At 68.3% G+C, this 20,140-nt stretch carries 17 protein-coding genes; 8 read left to right on the forward strand and 9 right to left on the reverse strand.

Annotated elements, in window-relative coordinates; genetic code table 11:
* Window positions 1-2 precede the first annotated feature (2 nt).
* Window positions 3-542, reverse strand: coding sequence for a DUF3087 family protein (locus ACFOJE_RS07740; RefSeq protein ID WP_377813730.1), 540 nt, complete (start codon window positions 540-542; stop codon window positions 3-5).
* A gap of 141 nt (window positions 543-683) precedes the next feature.
* Here ACFOJE_RS07740 and ACFOJE_RS07745 point away from each other — a divergent pair, with 141 nt between their 5' ends.
* Window positions 684-1,403, forward strand: a complete 720-nt coding sequence (locus tag ACFOJE_RS07745; protein WP_377813731.1) for a 16S rRNA (uracil(1498)-N(3))-methyltransferase — start codon at window positions 684-686, stop codon at window positions 1,401-1,403.
* A gap of 18 nt (window positions 1,404-1,421) precedes the next feature.
* On the opposite strand, the gene ACFOJE_RS07750 is transcribed toward ACFOJE_RS07745, so the two are convergent.
* The 8 genes from ACFOJE_RS07750 to pilG form a co-directional block, all read right to left on the reverse strand.
* A complete protein-coding gene (locus ACFOJE_RS07750; protein ID WP_377813732.1) occupies window positions 1,422-1,895 on the reverse strand; it encodes a chemotaxis protein CheW in 474 nt (157 codons plus the stop codon).
* Between the two features lie 58 nt (window positions 1,896-1,953).
* Window positions 1,954-2,973 (reverse strand): chemotaxis protein CheB, encoded by a 1,020-nt coding sequence (locus ACFOJE_RS07755; RefSeq protein WP_377813733.1) that lies wholly within the window; start codon window positions 2,971-2,973, stop codon window positions 1,954-1,956.
* Window positions 2,970-9,230 carry a hybrid sensor histidine kinase/response regulator gene (locus tag ACFOJE_RS07760; protein WP_377813734.1) on the reverse strand — a complete coding sequence of 2,087 codons (6,261 nt, stop codon included), beginning with the start codon at window positions 9,228-9,230 and terminating at the stop codon, window positions 2,970-2,972. Before ACFOJE_RS07760 ends, ACFOJE_RS07755 begins: the two co-directional genes overlap by 4 nt.
* Before the next feature lie 21 nt (window positions 9,231-9,251).
* Window positions 9,252-10,121, reverse strand: coding sequence for a protein-glutamate O-methyltransferase (locus ACFOJE_RS07765; protein WP_377813735.1), 870 nt, complete (start codon window positions 10,119-10,121; stop codon window positions 9,252-9,254).
* A gap of 57 nt (window positions 10,122-10,178) precedes the next feature.
* A complete protein-coding gene (locus tag ACFOJE_RS07770; protein ID WP_377813736.1) occupies window positions 10,179-12,227 on the reverse strand; it encodes a methyl-accepting chemotaxis protein in 2,049 nt (682 codons plus the stop codon).
* Between the two features lie 196 nt (window positions 12,228-12,423).
* Window positions 12,424-12,960 carry a chemotaxis protein CheW gene (locus tag ACFOJE_RS07775; protein ID WP_377813737.1) on the reverse strand — a complete coding sequence of 179 codons (537 nt, stop codon included), beginning with the start codon at window positions 12,958-12,960 and terminating at the stop codon, window positions 12,424-12,426.
* Window positions 12,961-13,020: 60 nt separating this feature from the next.
* Window positions 13,021-13,386 carry a twitching motility response regulator PilH gene (pilH, locus tag ACFOJE_RS07780; protein ID WP_377813738.1) on the reverse strand — a complete coding sequence of 122 codons (366 nt, stop codon included), beginning with the start codon at window positions 13,384-13,386 and terminating at the stop codon, window positions 13,021-13,023.
* 51 nt (window positions 13,387-13,437) lie between these two features.
* The gene (gene pilG / locus ACFOJE_RS07785) at window positions 13,438-13,845 is read right to left on the reverse strand and encodes a twitching motility response regulator PilG (RefSeq protein WP_377813739.1); all 408 of its coding nucleotides are present in this window, start codon (window positions 13,843-13,845) and stop codon (window positions 13,438-13,440) included.
* A 234-nt stretch (window positions 13,846-14,079) separates the two neighbouring features.
* Between pilG and gshB the strand changes: the two genes are divergently transcribed.
* The 7 genes from gshB to ACFOJE_RS07820 all read left to right on the forward strand — a co-directional run bounded on the left by gshB (window position 14,080) and on the right by ACFOJE_RS07820 (window position 20,127).
* A complete protein-coding gene (gshB, locus tag ACFOJE_RS07790; RefSeq protein WP_377813740.1) occupies window positions 14,080-15,045 on the forward strand; it encodes a glutathione synthase in 966 nt (321 codons plus the stop codon).
* 150 nt (window positions 15,046-15,195) lie between these two features.
* Window positions 15,196-16,092, forward strand: coding sequence for an energy transducer TonB (locus tag ACFOJE_RS07795; protein WP_377813741.1), 897 nt, complete (start codon window positions 15,196-15,198; stop codon window positions 16,090-16,092).
* Window positions 16,093-16,281: 189 nt separating this feature from the next.
* Window positions 16,282-16,851 (forward strand): YqgE/AlgH family protein, encoded by a 570-nt coding sequence (locus tag ACFOJE_RS07800; RefSeq protein WP_377813742.1) that lies wholly within the window; start codon window positions 16,282-16,284, stop codon window positions 16,849-16,851.
* Window positions 16,848-17,276 (forward strand): Holliday junction resolvase RuvX, encoded by a 429-nt coding sequence (gene ruvX, locus ACFOJE_RS07805; RefSeq protein WP_377813743.1) that lies wholly within the window; start codon window positions 16,848-16,850, stop codon window positions 17,274-17,276. The genes ACFOJE_RS07800 and ruvX overlap by 4 nt, the downstream gene beginning before the upstream one ends.
* A 36-nt stretch (window positions 17,277-17,312) precedes the next feature.
* A complete protein-coding gene (gene pyrR / locus ACFOJE_RS07810) occupies window positions 17,313-17,822 on the forward strand; it encodes a bifunctional pyr operon transcriptional regulator/uracil phosphoribosyltransferase PyrR (protein WP_377813744.1) in 510 nt (169 codons plus the stop codon).
* Between the two features lie 17 nt (window positions 17,823-17,839).
* A complete protein-coding gene (locus tag ACFOJE_RS07815) occupies window positions 17,840-18,856 on the forward strand; it encodes an aspartate carbamoyltransferase catalytic subunit (protein WP_377813745.1) in 1,017 nt (338 codons plus the stop codon).
* Window positions 18,856-20,127 carry a dihydroorotase gene (locus ACFOJE_RS07820; protein ID WP_377813746.1) on the forward strand — a complete coding sequence of 424 codons (1,272 nt, stop codon included), beginning with the start codon at window positions 18,856-18,858 and terminating at the stop codon, window positions 20,125-20,127. The genes ACFOJE_RS07815 and ACFOJE_RS07820 overlap by 1 nt, the downstream gene beginning before the upstream one ends.
* The last annotated feature ends 13 nt before the right edge of the window (window positions 20,128-20,140 follow it).

The raw sequence follows: 20,140 nt of genomic DNA on the forward strand, positions 1-20,140 counted from the left end.
CGCTACTTTTTCTTCGCCGGGAAGGCCTTCTTCACCTCTTCGGCCCAGCCGGGATAGAGGCGGGTCTGCTCGGTATCCAGCCCCTTCGCCTCCATCGCCGCCTTGTGCCGGTCGATCTCGGGGACCATCTGGCTCAGGGCGCTGGAGTTGCCGTCGAGCTGGTACATCTGGGTCAGGCCCAGGTGGTAGAAGCGCAGCAGCTGCATGGCCTGCGGGTCGCCGGCGGCCACGCCCTGCTCGACGCAGTGCATGATGTTGGTGACGCCCATCAGGCTGCGCTTGAGCTGCCAGCCGTACAGCGCCGCCGCCATCCACGGCTGCCGGCTCAGGTAGCCGCGCAGGATCGCGGCGGTGACCAGCGCCCCGGCGGCCACCCCGCCGAGGTTGTAGAGGAGGTTGTCGCCACCCGGCGAGCCGAACAGCCCCACCGCCAAACTCGACAGCCCCATTCCCAGCGCGGCGAAGATCGCCACCACGCTCAGGCTGCTCTTGCGGGTCTGCGCCCGGTATTCCTCGGGATTCCACGGTCGGATCTCGAACATCGCCACACCCATCCTCTCTTCAGCCGCCCAACGCGGGCCGGCGCGGTTTTTCGCAGGATTCGCCGCCCGTTGCAAGCCACTACAGCGCACCGGCGCCAGCGGTTAAGCTTGCAGGCCGTTTTCTGCCGACCGGATATCCCGATGCGCCTGTCCCGCTTCTTCATCGACGCCCCTCTCGCCTTCGGCAACCTCGATCTGCCGGAGGCCCAGGCCCACTACATCGGCCGGGTGCTACGCCTGGCCGCCGGCGATGCCGTGCAGCTGTTCGACGGCAGCGGCGGCGAATTCCGCGGCGAGCTGGTGGAGGTGGGCAAGAAGAGCGTGCGGGTGGAACTGCACGAGCGGCTGGACGGCCTGCCCGAATCGCCCCTGCGCGTGCACCTGGGCCAGGGCCTGTCGCGCGGCGAGCGCATGGACTGGGCGATTCAGAAGGCCACCGAGCTGGGGGTGGCGGAGATCACCCCGATCGTCAGCGCGCGCTGCGAGGTACGCCTCTCCGACGAGCGCAGCGACAAGCGCCTGACCCACTGGCGGCAGATCGCGATCAGCGCCTGCGAGCAATGCGGCCGCTCGGTCCTGCCGCGCATCCATGCGCCGCTCGCCCTGGCCGACTGGCTGGCACGAACCGAGGCGGAGCTGAAACTGGTCCTGCATCCGCTGGCGGAGCCCCTGGTCAGCCACGCCCGTCCCGCTTCCCTGGTGTTCCTGATCGGCCCGGAAGGCGGTCTGAACGAGGAGGAAGTCGATCAGGCCAGGGCTACAGGCTTCCAGGCCGCCCGCCTCGGCCCGCGGGTGCTGCGCACGGAGACCGCGCCGGTGGTGGCGCTGAGCGTGGCCCAGCAGCTGTGGGGGGATCTGTAGGGACGGGCCCTCACGGCCTCAGATCAGCCCGGCGTCCACCAGCTTCTGCTCCAGCCCCTCCAGATCGGGGATCTTGGCGATGCCGTCGCCCAGATCGACCGCCGCCAGCTCCAGCGGCGCCAGCGGCGCGTTGGCCCGCGGCAGTCCGCTGTCGACCTTCAGCGAACGCGGAATGCCCTGCAGCAGCAGGGCGAGGAACTTCACCTGGGGACGTCCGCCGATGGCGTTGATCACCGCGATCCGCGATGTCGTGCCGAGCTTCGGGGCGCTGCCGCCGGCGGCGGCCTCGAAGGACAGCAGCGGCAGGCGCAGATCGCGCCAGGCGACCAGTCCGACCAGCCAGGCCGGCAGCTCGGGGTTGCTCTGCACGCCCCGGTAGGGAATCAGTTCGGCCACCGCCGCGTTGGGCAGCAGCAGGGTCCGGTCGGTCAGCGGCAGCAGCAGGCCGGTCAGGCTGGCGACGCTGTTCGGTTTGGCTTCGGCTTGGCTCATGGGTAGTCCTGATAAACGCGTGCCAGCGGCGCCGCTGGCGGGAACGCGGCGACGCGGCTCATTCGTTGTCCCCGGCGCAGGCTTCCGCCAGGCGCCGCACCAGGGCCTCGGCCAGCTCGCGCGGCGCCCCGCTGAACTGGCTGTAACCGTCCTCGCGCAGGCTGTCGGGCATGCTCGAGCAGGCGCAGCTGTTGGCCCGCTGGGTCCAGATCTCACCGCCCTGACGGCGGAAGTAGGCGGCCGCGGCGCTGCCGTCGCTGCCCATGCCGCTGAAGGCGATCATGCCGCAGCGAGGCCCGAACTGCTGGGCCAGGTTGAGCATCAGTTGGTCGATGGACGGACTGTAGGGCTCGGGCCAGGGGCGGTCGAGGATGCACAGCTGGCCGTCCGCCTCGAAGGCGAGCTCATGGCGGATCGGCGCCACCACCACCTCGCCGCAGCGCAGCCGCTCGCCCTGGCGGGCGGGAACGACCTGCCACAGGCTGTGCCGGCCGACCGCCTTGGGCAGGGCCGACTCGAACGCGGAATCGATGTGCTGGGCGTAGACGAAGCCGACCGGCAGTCCCGACGGCAGGGCGTCGAGGAACTCCTTGACCGCCTCGGGACCGCCCAGCGAGGCGGCCAGCAGCCAGATCTCCCTCGGCGCCTCGCCCTCGGCCGGGCGGATATCCTGCAGCGCAGCCGGCAGGGTCAGCTGCGCCGGGCTCCCGCCCTGGTCGAGCAGCGCCTCCAGGCTCGGCCCGATCGCCTGGGTCGGATCGCCGGCGAGCCGCTTGAGCTTGCCGATCAGTCGCCGCTCCCAGCGCGGGTAATGCTCCGAATGCCGCTCCGGCGCCTGGCCCTGGCCGAACAGCACCGGCACCCGGCTGCTCTCGAGCAGTTGGTCGACCAACGGCGAATCGCCCAGCTGGGCCAGATCGACCAGCCAGAGATCCGCCTCGCAAGCCGCCAGGGCCTCGCCATCGAGGCGCCCCGGATCGCTATTGAGGATCACCTCGTAGCCGTTGCCCACCAGGGCCTGCTGCAGCACGTGGCGCTGCAGCGAGGTATCGGCGATCACCGCGATACGAATGCTCATTTCGATGTCACTCCCTTGACCAGTTGCCGGATGCGCTCAAGCAGGACGGGCTCCTGGTAGGGCTTGCCCAGGTACTCGTCGACGCCCAGGCTCAGTGCCCGCTCGCGGTGCTTCTCGCCGGTCCGCGAGGTGATCATGATGATCGGCAGGTCCTTGAGCCGCTCGTCGTGGCGCACCAGGGTGGCCACCTCGAAGCCGTCCATGCGCGGCATCTCGATGTCCAGCAGCATGATGTCCGGACGCTGCTCCTGCAGCTGGGCGATGGCATCGACCCCGTCCTTGGCGGTCAACACGTCCATGCCGTTGCGCTCGAGCAGACGGCTGGTGACCTTGCGCACGGTGACCGAGTCATCCACCACCATGACCAGCGGCGGCCGCTCCTGCTCGGCGCCACCCTCGGCCGCGGTCAGTCCGGGCCCGCGCTGTCGATACTGTCGCTCGTTCTGCTGGAAGCGCTCGCGCAGGGTCGCCAGCAGATCGAGGATCACCACCACCCGGCCGTCGCCGAGGATGGTCGCGCCGGAGATACCCGGCACCACGGCGAACTGCGGGCCCAGGCTCTTCACCACGATCTCGCGGGAGCCGGCCAGGCCGTCCACCTGCACCGCCACCGCATGCTCGCCGGCGCGCAGCAGAATCACCGGCAGCGGCAGGCTCTGCCCGACCAGCTTGGGCTGCTGGCCGTTGTTCAGCATCTCGCCCAGATAACGCAACTCGTAGGTCTTGCCGGCGTACTCCAGGTGCGGCATCTCGCCCTGGCCGTCGGCCGCGGCGGCGCTCTGCTGGTAGAAGAGCTCCAGATCCCGGGGCGGGACACGCACGATGCCTTCGATGGTGTTCAGCGGAAGCGCATAGAGGTCCTCGCCGGCGAGCACCATCAGCGCCCGGTTGACCGAGACGGTGAACGGCAGACGGATCAGGAAGCGGGTGCCCGCGCCCGGGGTCGACTCGATGCTCATGGAGCCGCCGAGGCGCTTCACTTCCGAATGCACCACGTCCATGCCGACGCCGCGGCCGGAAATCTGCGTGATCCTGCTCGCGGTGGAGAAGCCGGCCTCGAGGATGAACTGCAGCACCTCGTGATCGGACAGCTCTGCGTCGACCTCCATCAGGCCGCGCTCGATGGCCTTGCGGCGGACCGCCTCCAGGTTGATGCCGGCGCCGTCGTCGGCCAGCGTCAGCAGGATGTCGCCGCCCTCGCGGACCAGGCTCAGGCGGATGCTGCCCTGCTCCGGCTTGCCCGCCGCGCGGCGCACCTCGGCCGGCTCGATGCCGTGATCGACGGCATTGCGCAGCATGTGCTCGAGCGGCGCGACGATGCGCTCCAGCACGGCGCGGTCCATCTCGCCCTCGGCGTTGTCGATGCTGAGTTCCACCTGCCTGCCCAGCTCGCCGGCGACCTGCCGGACGATGCGCCGCAGGCGCGGCAGCAGGCGCTCGAAGGGCACCATGCGGGTGCGCATCAGGCCCTCCTGCAGCTCGGTATTGACCCGCGCCTGCTGCAGCAGCAGGGTTTCCGCATCGCGGGTCTTGACCGCCAGGGTCTCCTTGAGATCGAGCAGGTCGGAAGCCGATTCGAACAGCGCCCGCGAGAGCTGCTGCAGCTGGGAGTGGCGGTCCATCTCCAGCGGGTCGAAATCCTCGTAGCCGGCGCGTTCGGCCTCGGACTGGTAGCGGCTGAGAATCTGCGCCTGGGTCTCGGTGTCGAGCCGGCGCAGCTGGTCGCGGACGCGCTCGATGGTGGCCTCCATCTCGTGCAGGGTGAAGCCGATATCGCTCACCTGCTGCTCGACCCGGCCGCGGAAGATGGAAGTCTCGCCGGCCAGGTTGACCAGGTTCTCCAGGAGATCCGCCGGAACCCTGGCCATTTCCTGCGGGGCGCGCTGGGCCGCGGCCTGACGCGCCGCCTCGGCGGCCCGCTCGACGAACGGCAGCACCTTCAGCGGTACCGCCGCACGCGGCGCCTGGCTGGCGTTCAGCAGCAAGCCGCCGGGCAGCATCCGCGGGACGACTTCCGTCGCAGGCTCTTCGACGGCCGCTGGCTCGCCCCCGGCGAGCGCCGGGGAAGGCGCCTCGGCCGCGGGCGCGGGCTCAACCGGCAGCGGAGCCTCGAACGCCGAGTCGTCGGTCGCGCCCTCGGGCTGCGCGCGCCAAGTGCGGATCGCGGTGATCAGCGCCGTTCCGTCGACCGGCGGACGCCGATCGTGCACGGCCTCGAGCATCTCGGCGAGACAGTCGTGGCACGACTGCAGCAGGCCGAAGAGCGCCGGGCCGGCGCTGAACCGGCCGTTGCAGAGACCTTCGTAGAGGTATTCCAGCTCGTGGGCCAGATCGCCGACCTCGACCACCTCGGCCATCCGCGCACCGCCCTTGAGGGTGTGCAGATCGCGCTGCAGGGCCTCGAGCGCGCCGTGGTCGGCGGCATCCTCGACCCAGCGCTGCAGGGCGCTGCCGGCACTCTCGAGAATGTCGAAACCCTCCTCGAGGAAGATCTCGACCAGTTCGGGGTCCCGTTCGGGCATGACGGCAGCCGCGCCTGGCACCGGCTGCGGCGCCTCGCTCGGCTCGGGCTCGGGCTCGGGCTCGGGCTCGGGCTCGGGCTCGGGCTCGGGCTCGGGCTCGGCCAGTAGCGTGAGAGATTCCTCCGGTGATGGCACGGACCACTCGTCCAGCGCCTGCAGCGGGAAAGCCGGTTCGTCTTCCGGCAGCAGCTCGAAGCACGACTCCGTTTCGTCCGTCTCCTCCGGCGGCAGCCACTCGTACAGGCCGGGCAGGCTTTGGGCTTCGGCTTCGGCTTCGGCTTCGGCTTCGGCTTCGGCTTCGGCTTCGGCTTCGGCTTCGGCTTCGGCTTCGGGATGTTCCGGCAGGAGCTCGACAGGCAAGCGAGCCTGCGCCTGGGCGCTGCGCAAGGTTTCGAGCAGCTCCTGCAAGGCGGCGACGCGCTCGGGACGGGCGGTCACCTGGAGGGCGGCCGCCACCTGGTCCAGCATGCCGATCAGGGCTTCGTGGGCGGCTTCGGCCTCCTCGAAGAAGCGCTCGTCGACCGCCAGGCCATCGGCCTGAACCGCGCCGTACAGCGCGATGAGTCCCTGGCACAGGTCGTCGACCTGCGGCAGCTCGGCGAGCTGCGCGCCATGCCCCAGAGCACTCAGCTCGTCCAGCAGTTGACCGAGCTCCTGCCGCTCGCCCGGATGCGCCCGCCAGCCCTGCAGGAGGTTCTCCACATCGAGCAGGATGTCCATGCCCTCGGCGAGGAAACGGCCGATCACCTGCGGGTCGCGGGCCTGCCGGTCGTCGCCCTGCCAGGCGCTCTTCGCGACCTCAAGGCGCTCCTGGTGCAGGCGCTGCACATCGGCGATGAGCGCCGCACTGCCCTCGATCGGCGCCAGCGGCCGGCTGTCGAGCTGCTCCAGCCCCTGACGCAGCAGCTCTGCGGCGCGCCGCAGCAGCTCGACCTCGGCCAGATCGATGGGGATCAGGTTGGTCTTGAACTCCTTGAGCATCTTCTCCAGCGGCGTGGCGATCTCCGCGATCGGCAGGATGCCGGCCATGTGCGCGCTGCCCTTGAGGGTGTGCAGGGCGCGCTGCAGGCCGTCGGTGACCGACTGCGGCAATTCCCAGTCGCAGCCGGCGAGGAACTCGTCCAGCGTCTCCAGGTGAGTGACGGCCTCGTTGCGGAAGATTTCCAGCAACTGCCCGTCGGGAGCCTCCGCGGGGGCCCTCTCCGGCTCGGCGGTCGGCTCGGCCTCGGATGCCATGCCGGCAGCGGGCAGTTCGCCCTTGGCCAGGGCATGGGCGGTGGCCGCCAGGCGGTCGACGTCGTCGCGCTGGCGCTGGGCCTTGGCGGCGAACTCCTCGACCAGCTCCGGCAGCAGCGCCAGCACCTCGGCGATGACCTGCTGCACGAGCACTCCCGGCTCGATGCTGCGGTCGATCACCCGGTTGAGCATGTTCTCGATGGACCAGGCCAGTTCGCCGATGATCAGCGCCCGGACCATCCGGCCACTGCCCTTGAGGGTATGGAAGGCGCGGCGGACCTCGGTCAACGCCTCCTTGTCGTCGGTGTCGGCGCACCATTTCGGGAAGTATTCGCCGATGGTCTCCAGCACCTCGGCGGCTTCCTCGATGAAGACCTCCTGCAGATCCTCGTCCACTGGCTCCTCGTCGGCCGGCGGCGGCAGCAGGCTCGGCGGGGCCTCCGCCGCCGGCGGATTGATCGCCGGGGCCGGTGCGGCCATCACCTCGGCGAGGGACAGGGCCGCCTCGACGGGAGTCCCGCTGGTCGAATCCTCTGTCTCGCCGACCGGCCGATCCAGCGTCACCAAATCGGCACCGTCCCAGTCCAGCAGTTCGTCCCCGGCCTCGTCGGCGTCCGCCACCGGCAGCGGGGCGTCCTCGGCTTCGACGGGAGGCGCCGCCAGCGGCTGATCCTGAGCCGGAGCGATGACGGGCTCGGGCACCTCGACCGGCTCGACGAGCGGGTTCGGCGCAGCGGCCTGATCCGCGCCAGGCACGGGGGCGGGAATCGGCTCCAGGCCGAAGGGCTCGTCCCGATCGAGGATCGAAGGCTTGCCGGTCAGCGGGTAGCCGAGGCTGGCGAGGCTCTCCTCGGCCACGTCGAGGATCTGCCCGGCATGGCTGGTGTGATCCTCGGTCAGGCGCTCGAGGTAGTATTCGACCCCGGTGATGGCGTCGGCCAGGGTGTCCAGGCTCTGCCAGTCAGGCACCACGCGGCCGACCAGCAGCTGTTCCTGGATATAGCGGTTGCAGGCGTCGATCAGCGCCGCCGCGCGCTCCAGCGGAATCATCGCCAGCCCGCCGCGCACCTGGGTCAGCAGCGCCGGCACGCGGGCCAAGTGCTCATGGTTCCACTGCGAGGCGATGAACTCGATGATGGCGTCCTTGGCCTGTTCCAGACCGGTACGCGCCTCCTTGATCACCAGTTGGTGGATCTGCGTCACGTCGGTGGTGGGCAGCAGGTTCTCCTCGCGGCTGCGCTCCTCGGCGCTACCGACCATGCCAGCGAGGGTAGCCTCGACATACAGCAGCGCTCCGGCGACGTCCATCAGCACCGCATCGTCCGGCTCGCGCTGGCCGAGGGACAGGCCACGCACCGTCTCGAACTGGTCGAGGATGATCTTGCGCGGCTGACCGAAACCGAGCATTCCCAGGGTGTCGGCAACCTGCTTGAGCGGCGGCAGCAGGGCCTCCAGCTCGGCGACCTGGCGACGATCGCTGCGCACGAACAGGTCGAGGCTGTCCTTGCAGCGCACCAGTTCCTCGCACAGGGCGGAGACCACCGAGCGCATGGCATCGCGGTCCGGGCCGGCTAGTCGCGCGCGCTCCTCGTCCACCACGCTGCTGTCCGGCAGCCACTCGGCCAGCCGGTAGTGCTCCTTCAGCGCCTGCAGGCTCTGGCCTCCGGTGGGGGCCTTGGCGACATAGAACAGCAGGTTGCGCAGCAGCTCTTCGGGAGCCGCCTGGTTGATGCCGTCGATGCCGTGATCGACCAGCCGCTTGAGCTCCTTCTCGACCTGGCGCAACAGGTCGCGCAGGGCGCTGCTGTTGCCCACGCTGCCGTCGGCCAGCCCCTCGGCCAGGGCCCCGGCGATCTGCCAGAGGGGCTCCAGCGGGGCGCCCTTGCACAGCTGCTCGAGACGGGCGAACACCCGCACCATGTAGCCCAGGTTGGTGGGCACGTCCTGTTCGCGGAAGATCCCAACCATGGCCAGCTGCAGCATCTGCCGCAGCTTGCGCAGCATGGCCTGCAGCTCCGGGGTGCGCAGTGCGGCCAGCGCCGACTCCGGTAGCGGCGGCGGGCAACGGGACAGGTCCGGGGCGAACAGGCTGGTTTCCGAGAGCATTCTCTCGCCGCGGGCGACGCGCAGGTCGTTGAGCAGCGGCAGCACCACCAGCGGCAGGTCGCGCCGGGCGTTCTGGATCCGATCGAGGTACGCCGGCAGCTGCAGGATGGCCTGCATCAGCACCTCCAGCGCCTCGTTGCGGTCGGCCACGCGGTCGTCCAGCATCGCCTGCGCCAGCTGCTCCATCTCCTCGGCGAGCAGCGCGGCGCCATAGAACTCGACCATCTGCAGGGTGCCGTGGACCTGGTGCACGTAGGCCAGGCAGAAGCGTATCCGCGAGGAGTCCTGCGGATTCTCGACATAGGCCTCCAGGGCCTGTCGGGCCTGCTTCAGGGTTTCCGCGATCTCGCCTTTGACCCATTCCAGGGCGACATAATCGTGCCGATCACCCATAACGACTCCAGTCAACGTGTGTTACCCCTTACGGGTAAAGGCCAGCACTTGCGGGTCGGCTACCGGTTGCAGATCCGGATGCTGCCAACCGACCACTTCGCCCACGCCGATCACCAGGAGCCCCCCTGGGGCCAGGCGCTCGGCCAGCCGGTTGAGGATCTCGCGGCGACGCCAGCGGCGGAAATAGATCAGCAAGTTCTGACAGAAGATGATGTCCATCCCGGACATCGGCGCCTTGGCCAGGTCCAGGACGTTGAGCCGGGCGCTGCATACGCGCTCGGCCAGACTCGGTAATACCCTGAAGTGCCCGTCCGCCTGCGCGCTGAAGTAGCGATCGCGCAGAGCTTCGTCCAGGCGCTCCAGCCGACGCGGCGGATACAGGCCCTGACGCACCTTCTCCAGGGCATTCAGGCTGATGTCCGTGGCCGTGACGCCGAAGCGCTCGGCCGCATTCGCCGTCTCCCCGCGCAACACCTCCATGGCGGTGATGGCCAGCGAATAGGGCTCCTCGCCGCTGGCGCAACCCACGCTCCAGAAGGCCCAGGGCCGCGCCGGCGAACGCTCGGCCAGCCGCCCCTGCAGATAGCGGCAGAGCAACTCGAACGACGGCGGATGGCGGAAGAACGAGGTTTCCTGGACGGTCAGGCGATCCAACAGGTGCGACCACTCCACCGCGCCCCGCGGCCCGTCGGTGACGCACCGGTAGTAGCTGGCGTAGTCGCCGACGCTCAGTTCGCGCATGCGGGCGCTCAGGCTGTTCTGCAGGAAACGGCGCTGCTGTTCGCCGAGCACCATGCCCGCACGCTGCTCGAGCAGGCGCTGCCAGTCTCGGAACTCGGCCTCGGATATCTCGGCCGGGGGAGTCAGCGCCCAGACGCCGGTTGGCTGCATAACCTGCCTCTCGTTCATGCTCGCCGGCGCTCCTCAGGAGCGCCGCGGCCCTTGGGATCAGAGCTGTTCCGCACGCTCCGGCAGGGTGAAACCGGACACCGACTTGCGCATCTCGCTGGCCATCTTCGCCAGATTGCCGATGCTCATGGCGGTGGCGCTGGTACCGGCCGAGGTCTGCGAGGTGATCTCCTGGATCACGAACATGGTGTTGGAGATGTGGCCGGCAGAGGAAGCCTGCTGGCGAGCGGCGTTGGAGATGTTCTGGATCAGGGCCGCGAGGGTCTTGGATACCTTCTCGATCTCCTCCAGGGCGACCCCGGCGTCCTGCGCCAGGCGGGCTCCGCGGACCACCTCGGTGGTGGTCTGTTCCATGGAGATCACCGCTTCGTTGGTGTCGGTCTGGATGGTCTTCACCAGCGCCTCGATCTGCTTGGTCGCCGCGGAGGAACGTTCGGCGAGGCGCTGCACCTCGTCGGCCACCACGGCGAAGCCGCGACCGGCATCGCCGGCCATGGAGGCCTGGATCGCGGCGTTCAGGGCGAGGATGTTGGTCTGGTCGGCGATGTCGTTGATCAGGCTGACGATGTCGCCGATCTCCTGGGAGGATTCGCCGAGGCGCTTGATCCGCTTCGAGGTGTCCTGGATCTGCTCGCGGATGTTGTCCATGCCGGTGATGGTGTTGTGCACCACCTCGTTGCCCTTGTTGGCGATGGCCACGGAGCGTTCCGCCACCGCCGAGGATTCCGCGGCGTTCGCCGATACCTGGTCGATGGAGACCGCCATTTCGTTGACCGCGGCCGAAGCCCCGGCGATTTCCTGGGCCTGGTGCTCGGAGGCTTCGGCCAGGTGCATCGCGGTCGCCTGGGTTTCCTGGGCGGCGCTGGCCACCTGCAGGGCGGTCTGGTTGATGGTTTCCACCAGTTCGCGCAGTTGGTCGATCGAGTAGTTGATGGAGTCGGCGATGGCGCCGGTGAAATCCTCGGTCACGGTCGCGGTCACGGTCAGGTCGCCATCGGCGAGGTCGGCGATCTCGTCGAGCAGGCGCAGGATCGCGGCCTGGTTGCGCTCGTTCTTCTCGGCGGTCTCGGCCAGACGCCGGCGGGTGCTCTGGACCATGACCAGGGCGATCAGGACGATCGAGGCCAGGGTCAGGAAGACCAGCACATAACTGGCCAGGGTATTCAGCTTGCGGCCGTCTGCCAGCCCTTCGAAGCCGCTGGCCAGTGCGGAGGTCTTGGCCAGCAGGCCCTGGGCGATCTCCTGGATGGCATTGGCGGACTCGCGGACCTGGAACACCTCCGGCGAGGTTTCCAGGATCTCGTCCACCGATCCGGCGACGAACTGGAACAATTCGGCGATTTCGCCGAGATGCTTGACGGCCTCGGGATCGGTCACGCGGGAAATGCCCTGGGACGGATCGCCCTCGCGCATGCCCTTGAGCACCCGGCCGAATTGGTTGGCGTCGCGACCGAACATGTCAGCGGCCTGGATCGAGCCCTCGTCGCCGGCGAGCACCTTGTTCACCGAAGCGAGAATCCGCTCGGCGAGCAGCGCCTGGCGCTGGGCCATGGCGACCTGGGAAGCCGGGGCGCCGCTGTGCAGCAGGCTGTCGACCACCGTCTCGTACTCGCGCTGCAGCTGCGGGACGGTCTCGCCCAGGGTGGCGGCCACCTGGTGCAGGGAAAGCACGGTCTTCTCGCTGGCGAGAATGGCGTCGGCGTTGCGCCGCAGGCCGTCCCAGCCCTGCTGCACTTCCGCCATCTGCGCCTGCACGGCATCCGGGGCCGGCGGCAGGCTGCTCGCCTCGTCGCCCTGCTGCAGCACGCTCCAGCGCTGCTGGAAGTCGTTGCGGGAGGTCTTCAGCACGGAGAAGGCCGCCGCCTTGCCCTCCGCCGCCTCGCCAGCGCTCTTGGCGAGGCGCTGGGACAGCAGGCGCAACTCGCCAGCATGGGCGATGTAGGCCTTGTCATGCCCCCCCTGGTTGTTGAGGTAGACGAAGTTGACGAGCAGCAACACGATGGAAACCAGCAGAACCACGAAGAGCCCCGCGATCATGGTGCTGCTGCGTTTATCCGCCCAAAGGTTGTCTGTATTGAGTTTTTGCATCATCCGGCCCCCAGCCTTACCCCAAACTACATCAATCCATTCGCTGCCAAGGGCCGGCCAGGCCGACCCGCTCGTTGAAACCGGCATCCCGCGCGGGAGGTGGCCGCAACTGCGGAGCCTCGCGCCCTGCCGACCGCACTCGCCCACGGCCCTCCCCGCATGCGTTCAGATGCGTCGGAAGCCGTGCTGCACATGATCAAAACGCCACATCGAGAAAGCCGGCATGCCGGGTCAGGGCGTGCGGGCTGAACACCAGCCAGGGCTGCTCGTACTGGAACAGCCCGAGGATGAACGGCTGGATCGCCGCCTCCAGAGGCGGCAACTGCTCCGAGAAGGTCTCCACCGGGAAATGCTGCAGGCCGAAGACTTCGTCGACCACCAGACCGGCGAAGACGTCCTGGTGATCCACCACCAGCACCCGCCGCTGCTTGCGCTGGGTCGCCACTTCGTTGCCGAAGAACTCGCTCAGATCCATGATCGGCAGCAGGCGTCCGCGCACGTTGGCGACCCCCTTGACCCAGCTCTTCACGCCGGGCAGCAGAGTGTGCCGCGGCTCGTGCAACACTTCGTTCACCTCCCCCATGGAGGCGACGAACAGGCGCTCGCCCATGCGGAAGCCGATGCCGCTCCAGGTCTGCGCGGTCTCCTGCTGCGCAGGCAGGGCCGCGGCCAACGTCCGGCTGCGCCGATCGATCTCGAGCAAAAGCTGAAAGGGCGTTTCTAAGCGCGGCATCCGGCCCAAGCCTTCTGTGGTGACGGGATTGGAATCACTATCGATCGAGCCAGCCGGAGGTCAGCCGGCCAGTACCGCATTCAGGGTCTTGAGCAGGGTTTCCTCGGCCAGCGGCTTGGTCAGATAGTCCCGCGCGCCCTGGCGCTTGCCCCAGACCTTGTCGGTCTCCTGGTCCTTGGTGGTGATGATGATCACCGGGATATGACTGGTCTCTTCGTCCTTGGTCAGCTGACGGGTCGCCTGGAAGCCGTTCAGGCCCGGCATGACGATGTCCATCAGCACTGCGTCCGGCTTTTCCTGGCGCGCCAGGGCGACGCCGTCGGCGCCGTTCTCGGCTTTCAGGACGCGGTGACCATGCTTCTCGAGCATGGCGGCGAGCTTGTACATCTCGGTTGGCGAGTCATCGACAATCAGAATTCGAGCCATGAGGTTCCCCCATACGGAATAAGGCGGCAGCGGCCTGGCGGCCGGCGAAAATCAGGAAGCTTGTTCGACCGGGATGAAGTCCGGGACGTGGGACTTGATCGCACCCAGCAGTTCTTCCTTGCTGAAGGGCTTGGTGAGGTACTGGTCGGAACCGACGATGCGCCCCTTGGCCTTGTCGAACAGGCCGTCCTTGGAGGACAGCATGATCACCGGCGTGGACTTGAAGGCACTGTTGTTCTTGATCAGGGCGCAGGTCTGGTAGCCATCGAGCCGCGGCATCATGATGTCGACGAAGATGATGCGCGGATGGCTGTCGGCGATCTTGGCCAGGGCATCGAAACCGTCGACGGCGGTAACGACATCGCAACCCACTTTCTTCAGCAAAGTCTCCGCGGTGCGACGAATCGTTTTCGAGTCGTCGATCACCATCACTCTCAAGCCGTCGGAATGCTGTTCCATGTTCGCCTTACCATCGCTCCGCAGAGCCGTTGATGTTGCGTTCTTCCCCGGACTGTCCGGGATCTGCCAGCGACGGACCACCCGATCGCCGCGCCTTTTTAGCACACTCACCCCAAATCCATAAGTGAGCCCGTGCATGGTTTTCTTGACCGGAAGCAATGCGGGCTACACTCTGGCCCGACGTCATCGCAGCCGGCGAAAATGCCGGATCATTTCACTCGGAGGAACAACCCCATGAGCCTTCGCCTAGGGATCGTCATGGACCCCATCGCGCAGATCTCCTTCAAGAAGGACAGCTCCCTGGCCATGCTGCTGGCGGCCCAGGCCCGCGGCTGGTCGCTGTTCTACATGGAGCCGCAGGACCTTTACCAGCGCTCGGGCGTGGCCCGGGCCCGGATGCGCCCGCTCAAGGTGTTCAACGACCCCGAGCACTGGTTCGAGCTCGGCGACGAGAACGACGCCCACCTGGGCGAGCTGGACGTGCTGCTGATGCGCAAGGACCCGCCCTTCAACAGCGAGTACGTCTACGCCACCTACCTGCTCGAGCTCGCCGAGCGGGACGGTTGCCTGGTGGTCAACCGCCCGCAGAGCCTGCGCGACTGCAACGAGAAGTTCTTCGCCACCCAGTTTCCCGAGCTCATGCCGCCGACGCTGGTCAGCAGACGGTCGGACATCTTGCGCGAGTTCGCCGCCGAGCACGGTGACGTGATTCTCAAACCCCTGGACGAGATGGGCGGCGCCTCGATCTTCCGCCACCGCGAAGGCGACCCCAACCTGTCGGTGATGATCGAGGTGCTGACCGAACATGGCGCCCGGCAGATCATGGCGCAGCGCTATCTACCGGCGATCAAGGACGGCGACAAGCGCATCCTGATGATCGACGGCGAGCCGGTACCCTACTGTCTGGCGCGCATTCCGGCACCCGGCGAGACCCGCGGCAACCTGGCCGCCGGCGGCCGCGGGGTGGCCCAGCCGCTGACCGAGCGCGACCGCGAGATCGCCAGGACCGTCGGCCCGGAACTGCGCCGGCGCGGACTGCTGTTCGTCGGCCTGGACGTGATCGGCGAGCACCTGACCGAAATCAACATCACCAGCCCGACCTGCATCCGCGAGATCGACAGCGCCTACGACACCCGCATCGCCGAGCGTCTGATGGAGGTGATCGCGAAGAAGCTGGAGGCGCGCCCCGAACGTAACTGACGGGCGGCAGGAAGAATCTGTCCTCGCACACGCAGGCGCTGCGGGCACGCGGCCGCAAACTTGAAACAGTCAACAGCTTTGGGCTCGGCGCTTGCAGGGCGCCGTTCAAAGCCGGCAGACTGCGCGGCAATTCGTGCCAGCCGATGAATCATGACCGCAGCAGCCAATCCGCCCGAACTCGATACCCCGGAGGTCCGTCCCGCGGATCGTCTGGGTTTCACCCTGTTCCTCGCCGCGATACTGCACCTGGCCCTGATCCTCGGCCTGAGCTTCACCCTGGAGAAGCCGACGCAGGCGAGCAAGACCCTGGAAATCACCCTGTCCACCTTCAAGAGCGAGGAAAAGCCCAAGGAGGCGGACTTCCTCGCCCAGGACAACCAGCAGGGCAGCGGCACCCTGGAGCACAAGGAAGCCCCCAGGACCACGGAGACCGCGCCGTTCCAGGACACCAAGATCAACAAGGTGACCCCGCCCGCCGCCCCTTCGCCGCCCACCGAGCCCAAGCCTGTCACCAAGGCGGCGGTGGCCACCCAGTCGAGGCAGGCGCAGAAGACGCCGGCCAAGGCCGAGCAGAACCGGCAGACCCCGCCCAGCACACCGGCGCCGCGCTTCGACAGCGAGCAGCTATCCTCGGAAATCGCCAGCCTCGAGGCGGAGCTGGCCCAGGAGCAGCAGGCCTACGCCAAGCGTCCGAAGATCCTGCGCCTCAACGCCGCCTCGACCATGCGCGACAAAGGCGCCTGGTATAAAGACGAGTGGCGCAAGAAGGTCGAGCGCATCGGCAACCTCAACTATCCCGAAGAGGCGCGCCGCCAGCGCATCTACGGCAGCCTGCGCCTGCTGGTGTCGATCAACCGCGACGGCACCCTGCACGAGGTGCTGGTGCTGGAGTCCTCCGGCCAGCCGATACTGGATCAGGCGGCTCAGCGCATCGTCCGTCTGGCGGCGCCGTATGCCCCCTTCACCGGCGACCTGGCGGACATCGACCGCCTGGAGATCATCCGCACCTGGCGTTTCGAACGCGGCGACCGCCTGTCCAGCCGCTGATCGCCGGTCATCCGCCGGGACGATCGTTCCCACCCCTGAACGCGCCGTGGGCGGCCCGACTCGCGCCCGGGCGGCATTCGTCGGCTGTGCCCTCCAAGAAGAGCCCGGCCGGCGAACGAACGGGCTTCTGCGCGATCTGCACCAAGTGCCACTCTTGAAGCCCGCATCATGAAGCTTGAAACTAGGCCCATGAAGAACACCGCCCCCCACTACCTCAAGCATCAGTTCCTGATCGCCATGCCGCATATGGCCGATCCCAACTTCGCCCAGGCCCTCATCTACCTGGTGGAGCACAACGACCAGGGCGCCATGGGGCTGGTGGTCAACCGCCCGAGCGGTCTCGACCTGGCCGAGGTGATCGAGCAGCTTCGTCCGGACACTCCGCCCGCCAGCGCCCGCCATGCGGTGCCGATCTACACCGGCGGCCCGGTGCAGACCGACCGCGGCTTCGTCCTGCACCCCAGCGGCCCGCACTTCCAGGCCACCTTGGAGCTGGGCGAGCTGTCGCTGTCCACCTCCCAGGACTCGCTGTTCGCCATCGCCGACGGCGAAGGCCCCTCGCGCTGTCTGATCGCTCTCGGCTACGCCGGCTGGGAGGCCGGGCAACTGGAGGCAGAACTGATCCAGAACACCTGGCTGACCTGTCCAGCCGACCTCGACATTCTCTTCGACGCTCCGGCCGACCAGCGCCTGGAAGCTGCCGCCGCGCGCCTGGGCATCAACCTCAGCCTGCTGACCAGCCAGGCCGGGCACGCATGAACGGCCTGCGCCTGCTGCTCGGCTTCGACTACGGCACCAAGCAGATCGGCGTCGCGGTCGGCCAGGCGATCACCGGCCAGGCCCGCGAACTCTGCGTGCTCAAGGCGCAGAACGGCGTGCCCGACTGGAGCCAGATCGAGAGGCTGGTCAAGGAGTGGCAGCCGGACGCCATGGTCGTCGGCCTGCCGCTGAACATGGACGGCACGCCGAGCGAGATGAGCGAGCGAGCGGCCAAATTCGCCCGCCGCCTACACGGGCGCTTCAACCTGCCGGTGCATACCCACGACGAGCGCCTGACCACCTTCGAGGCCAAGGGCCATCGCCTCGCCCAGGGCCAGCGGGACGGCTATCGCCAGCGCCCGGTGGACGCCCTCGCCGCCGCCTTGCTACTGGAGGGCTGGCTGACGGAACACGCGATCGGCTGAACTCATGGAACGATCACCCGCCCCAAGGAGGAAATCATGACCACCCTGCCCGACCCCGCCGAACTGCTACCGCAGATGGCCAGTGCCCTCGCACATCATCTGAAGACAAGCCATATCGACGCTCCGCGCTTCGTCGGCATCCGCACCGGCGGCGTCTGGGTCGCCCAGGCGCTGCTGGAAGCCCTGGGCAGCCGAGAGCCGCTGGGCGTGCTGGATGTGTCCTTCTATCGCGACGATTTCACCCAGAGCGGCCTGCATCCGCAGGTGCGCCCTTCCGCGCTGCCGTTCGACATAGACGGGCAGCACCTGGTGCTGATCGACGACGTGCTGATGACCGGCCGTACCGTGCGCGCTGCCCTCAACGAACTGTTCGACTATGGCCGGCCGGCCAGCGTGACCCTGGTCTGCCTGCTCGACCTGGACGCCCGCGAACTGCCGATCCGCCCGGATGTCGTCGGCCAGACCCTGTCCCTCGCCCCCGATGAACGGGTAAAATTGCACGGCCCCGCGCCGCTCGCCCTCGAGCGCCAGGTCCTTGCCTCCTAATGTAAGAGTCCCCCGCGATGACGCCGAACGTAGTCAAGCGCCCGCTGCAACTCAACGCCCAGGGTCAGCTGCGCCATTTCCTCTCGCTCGACGGCCTGTCCCGCGAGCTGCTGACCGAGATCCTCGATACCGCCGACTCCTTCCTCGAAGTCGGCACCCGTTCGGTGAAGAAGGTTCCGCTGCTGCGCGGCAAGACCGTGTGCAACGTGTTCTTCGAGAACTCCACGCGCACCCGCACCACCTTCGAGATGGCCGCTCAGCGGCTGTCCGCCGACGTGATCACGCTCAACGTGTCGACCTCCTCGACCAGCAAGGGCGAGACCCTCTTCGACACCCTGCGCAACCTGGAGGCGATGGCCGCCGACATGTTCGTCGTGCGCCACGCCGATTCCGGTGCCGCCCACTTCATCGCCGAGCACGTCTGTCCTGACGTGGCGATCATCAACGGCGGCGACGGGCGCCACGCGCACCCCACCCAGGGCATGCTCGACATGCTGACCATCCGTCGTCACAAGGGCGGGTTCGAAAACCTCTCGGTGGCCATCGTCGGCGACATCCTGCACTCGCGGGTCGCGCGCTCGGACATGCTCGCCCTGCAGACCCTAGGCTGCCGCGACATCCGCGTGATCGGCCCGAAGACCCTGCTGCCGGTGGGGCTCGAGCAATACGGCGCGCGCGTCTTCCACGACATGACCGAAGGCCTCAAGGACGTCGACGTCATCGTCATGCTGCGTCTGCAGCGCGAGCGCATGCAGGGCGGCCTGCTGCCCAGCCAGGGCGAGTTCTACCGTCTCTACGGCCTCTCCACCGCACGCCTGGCAGTGGCCAAGCCGGATGCCATCGTCATGCACCCGGGGCCGATCAACCGCGGCGTGGAGATCGAGTCGGCGGTGGCCGACGGTTCCCAGTCGGTGATCCTCAACCAGGTCACCTACGGCATCGCCGTGCGCATGGCGGTGCTGTCCATGGCCATGAGCGGACAGACCGCGCAACGCCAACTCACTTCCGAATCCGCATCCGAGGAGCAGAATTGATGCGTACCCGTATCCTCGGCGCCCGGGTCATCGACCCTTCCAGCGGTCTCGACCAGGTCGGCGACATCCATCTGGAAAAAGGCAAGATCGTCGCACTGGGCCAGGCGCCCGCCGGCTTCGAGGCCGAGCGCGAGATCGACGCCCGCGGTCTGGTCGCAGCCCCCGGGCTGGTGGACCTCTCCGTCGCCCTGCGCGAGCCCGGCTACTCCCGCAAGGGCAACATCGCCAGCGAAACCCGCGCCGCCGCCGCCGGTGGCGTCACCAGCCTGTGCTGCCCGCCGCAGACCAAGCCGGTCCTGGACACCCCGGCGGTGGCCGAGCTGATCATCGATCGCGCCCGGGAGGCCGGCCATACCAAGGTCCACCCGGTCGGCGCCCTGACCAAGGGCCTGGAAGGCGAGCAACTGGCCGAACTGGTCGCCCTGCGCGACGCCGGCTGCGTCGCCTTCGGCAACGGCCTGGCGCCCTTCGCCGGCAATCGCTACCTGCGCCGCGCCCTGGAATACGCCGCCACCTTCAACCTGACCGTGGTGTTCCACTCCCAGGACGCAGCCCTGGCCGAGGGCGGACTCGCCCACGAGGGGCCGACCGCCAACTTCCTCGGCCTGGCCGGCATTCCGGAAACCGCCGAGACCGTGGCCCTGGCCCGGGACCTACTACTGGTGGAACAGGCCGGTGTGCGCGCCCACTTCAGCCAGCTGACCACCGCCCGCGGCGCGCAGATGATCGCCGAAGCCCAGGCCCGTGGCCTGCCGGTGACCGCCGACGTGGCGCTGTACCAGCTGATCCTCACGGACGAGGCGCTGGCCGATTTTTCCAGCCTCTACCACGTGCAGCCGCCGCTGCGCTCCCGCGCCGACCGCGACGGCCTGCGCGAGGCGGTGAAGCGCGGCGTGATCCAAGCCATCTCCAGCCATCACCAGCCCCACGAGCCGGATGCCAAGCTGGCCCCGTTCGGCGACACCGAGCCGGGCATCAGCAGCGCCGAACTGCTCCTGCCGCTGGCCATGACCCTGGTCCAGGAAGGCCTGCTCGATCTGCCGACCCTGCTCGCCCGCCTCACCTGCGGTCCGGCCAAGGCCCTGCGCTTGCCGGCCGGCCGCCTGGCCGCGGGCGCCCCGGCTGACTTGGTGCTGTTCGACCCACAGGCCTCCACCCTGGCGGGCGAGCGCTGGCTGTCCAGGGGTCGCAACTGCCCCTTCATGGGCCACGTTCTGCCCGGTGCCGTGCGCTACACCCTGCTCGACGGGCGGATCAGCTACCAGGCCTGAAGCCTGCCCCCGA

Origin of the sequence: Azotobacter bryophylli, from assembly GCF_042643485.1 — a bacterium.
Taxonomy (GTDB): Bacteria; Pseudomonadota; Gammaproteobacteria; order Pseudomonadales; family Pseudomonadaceae; genus Azotobacter; species Azotobacter bryophylli.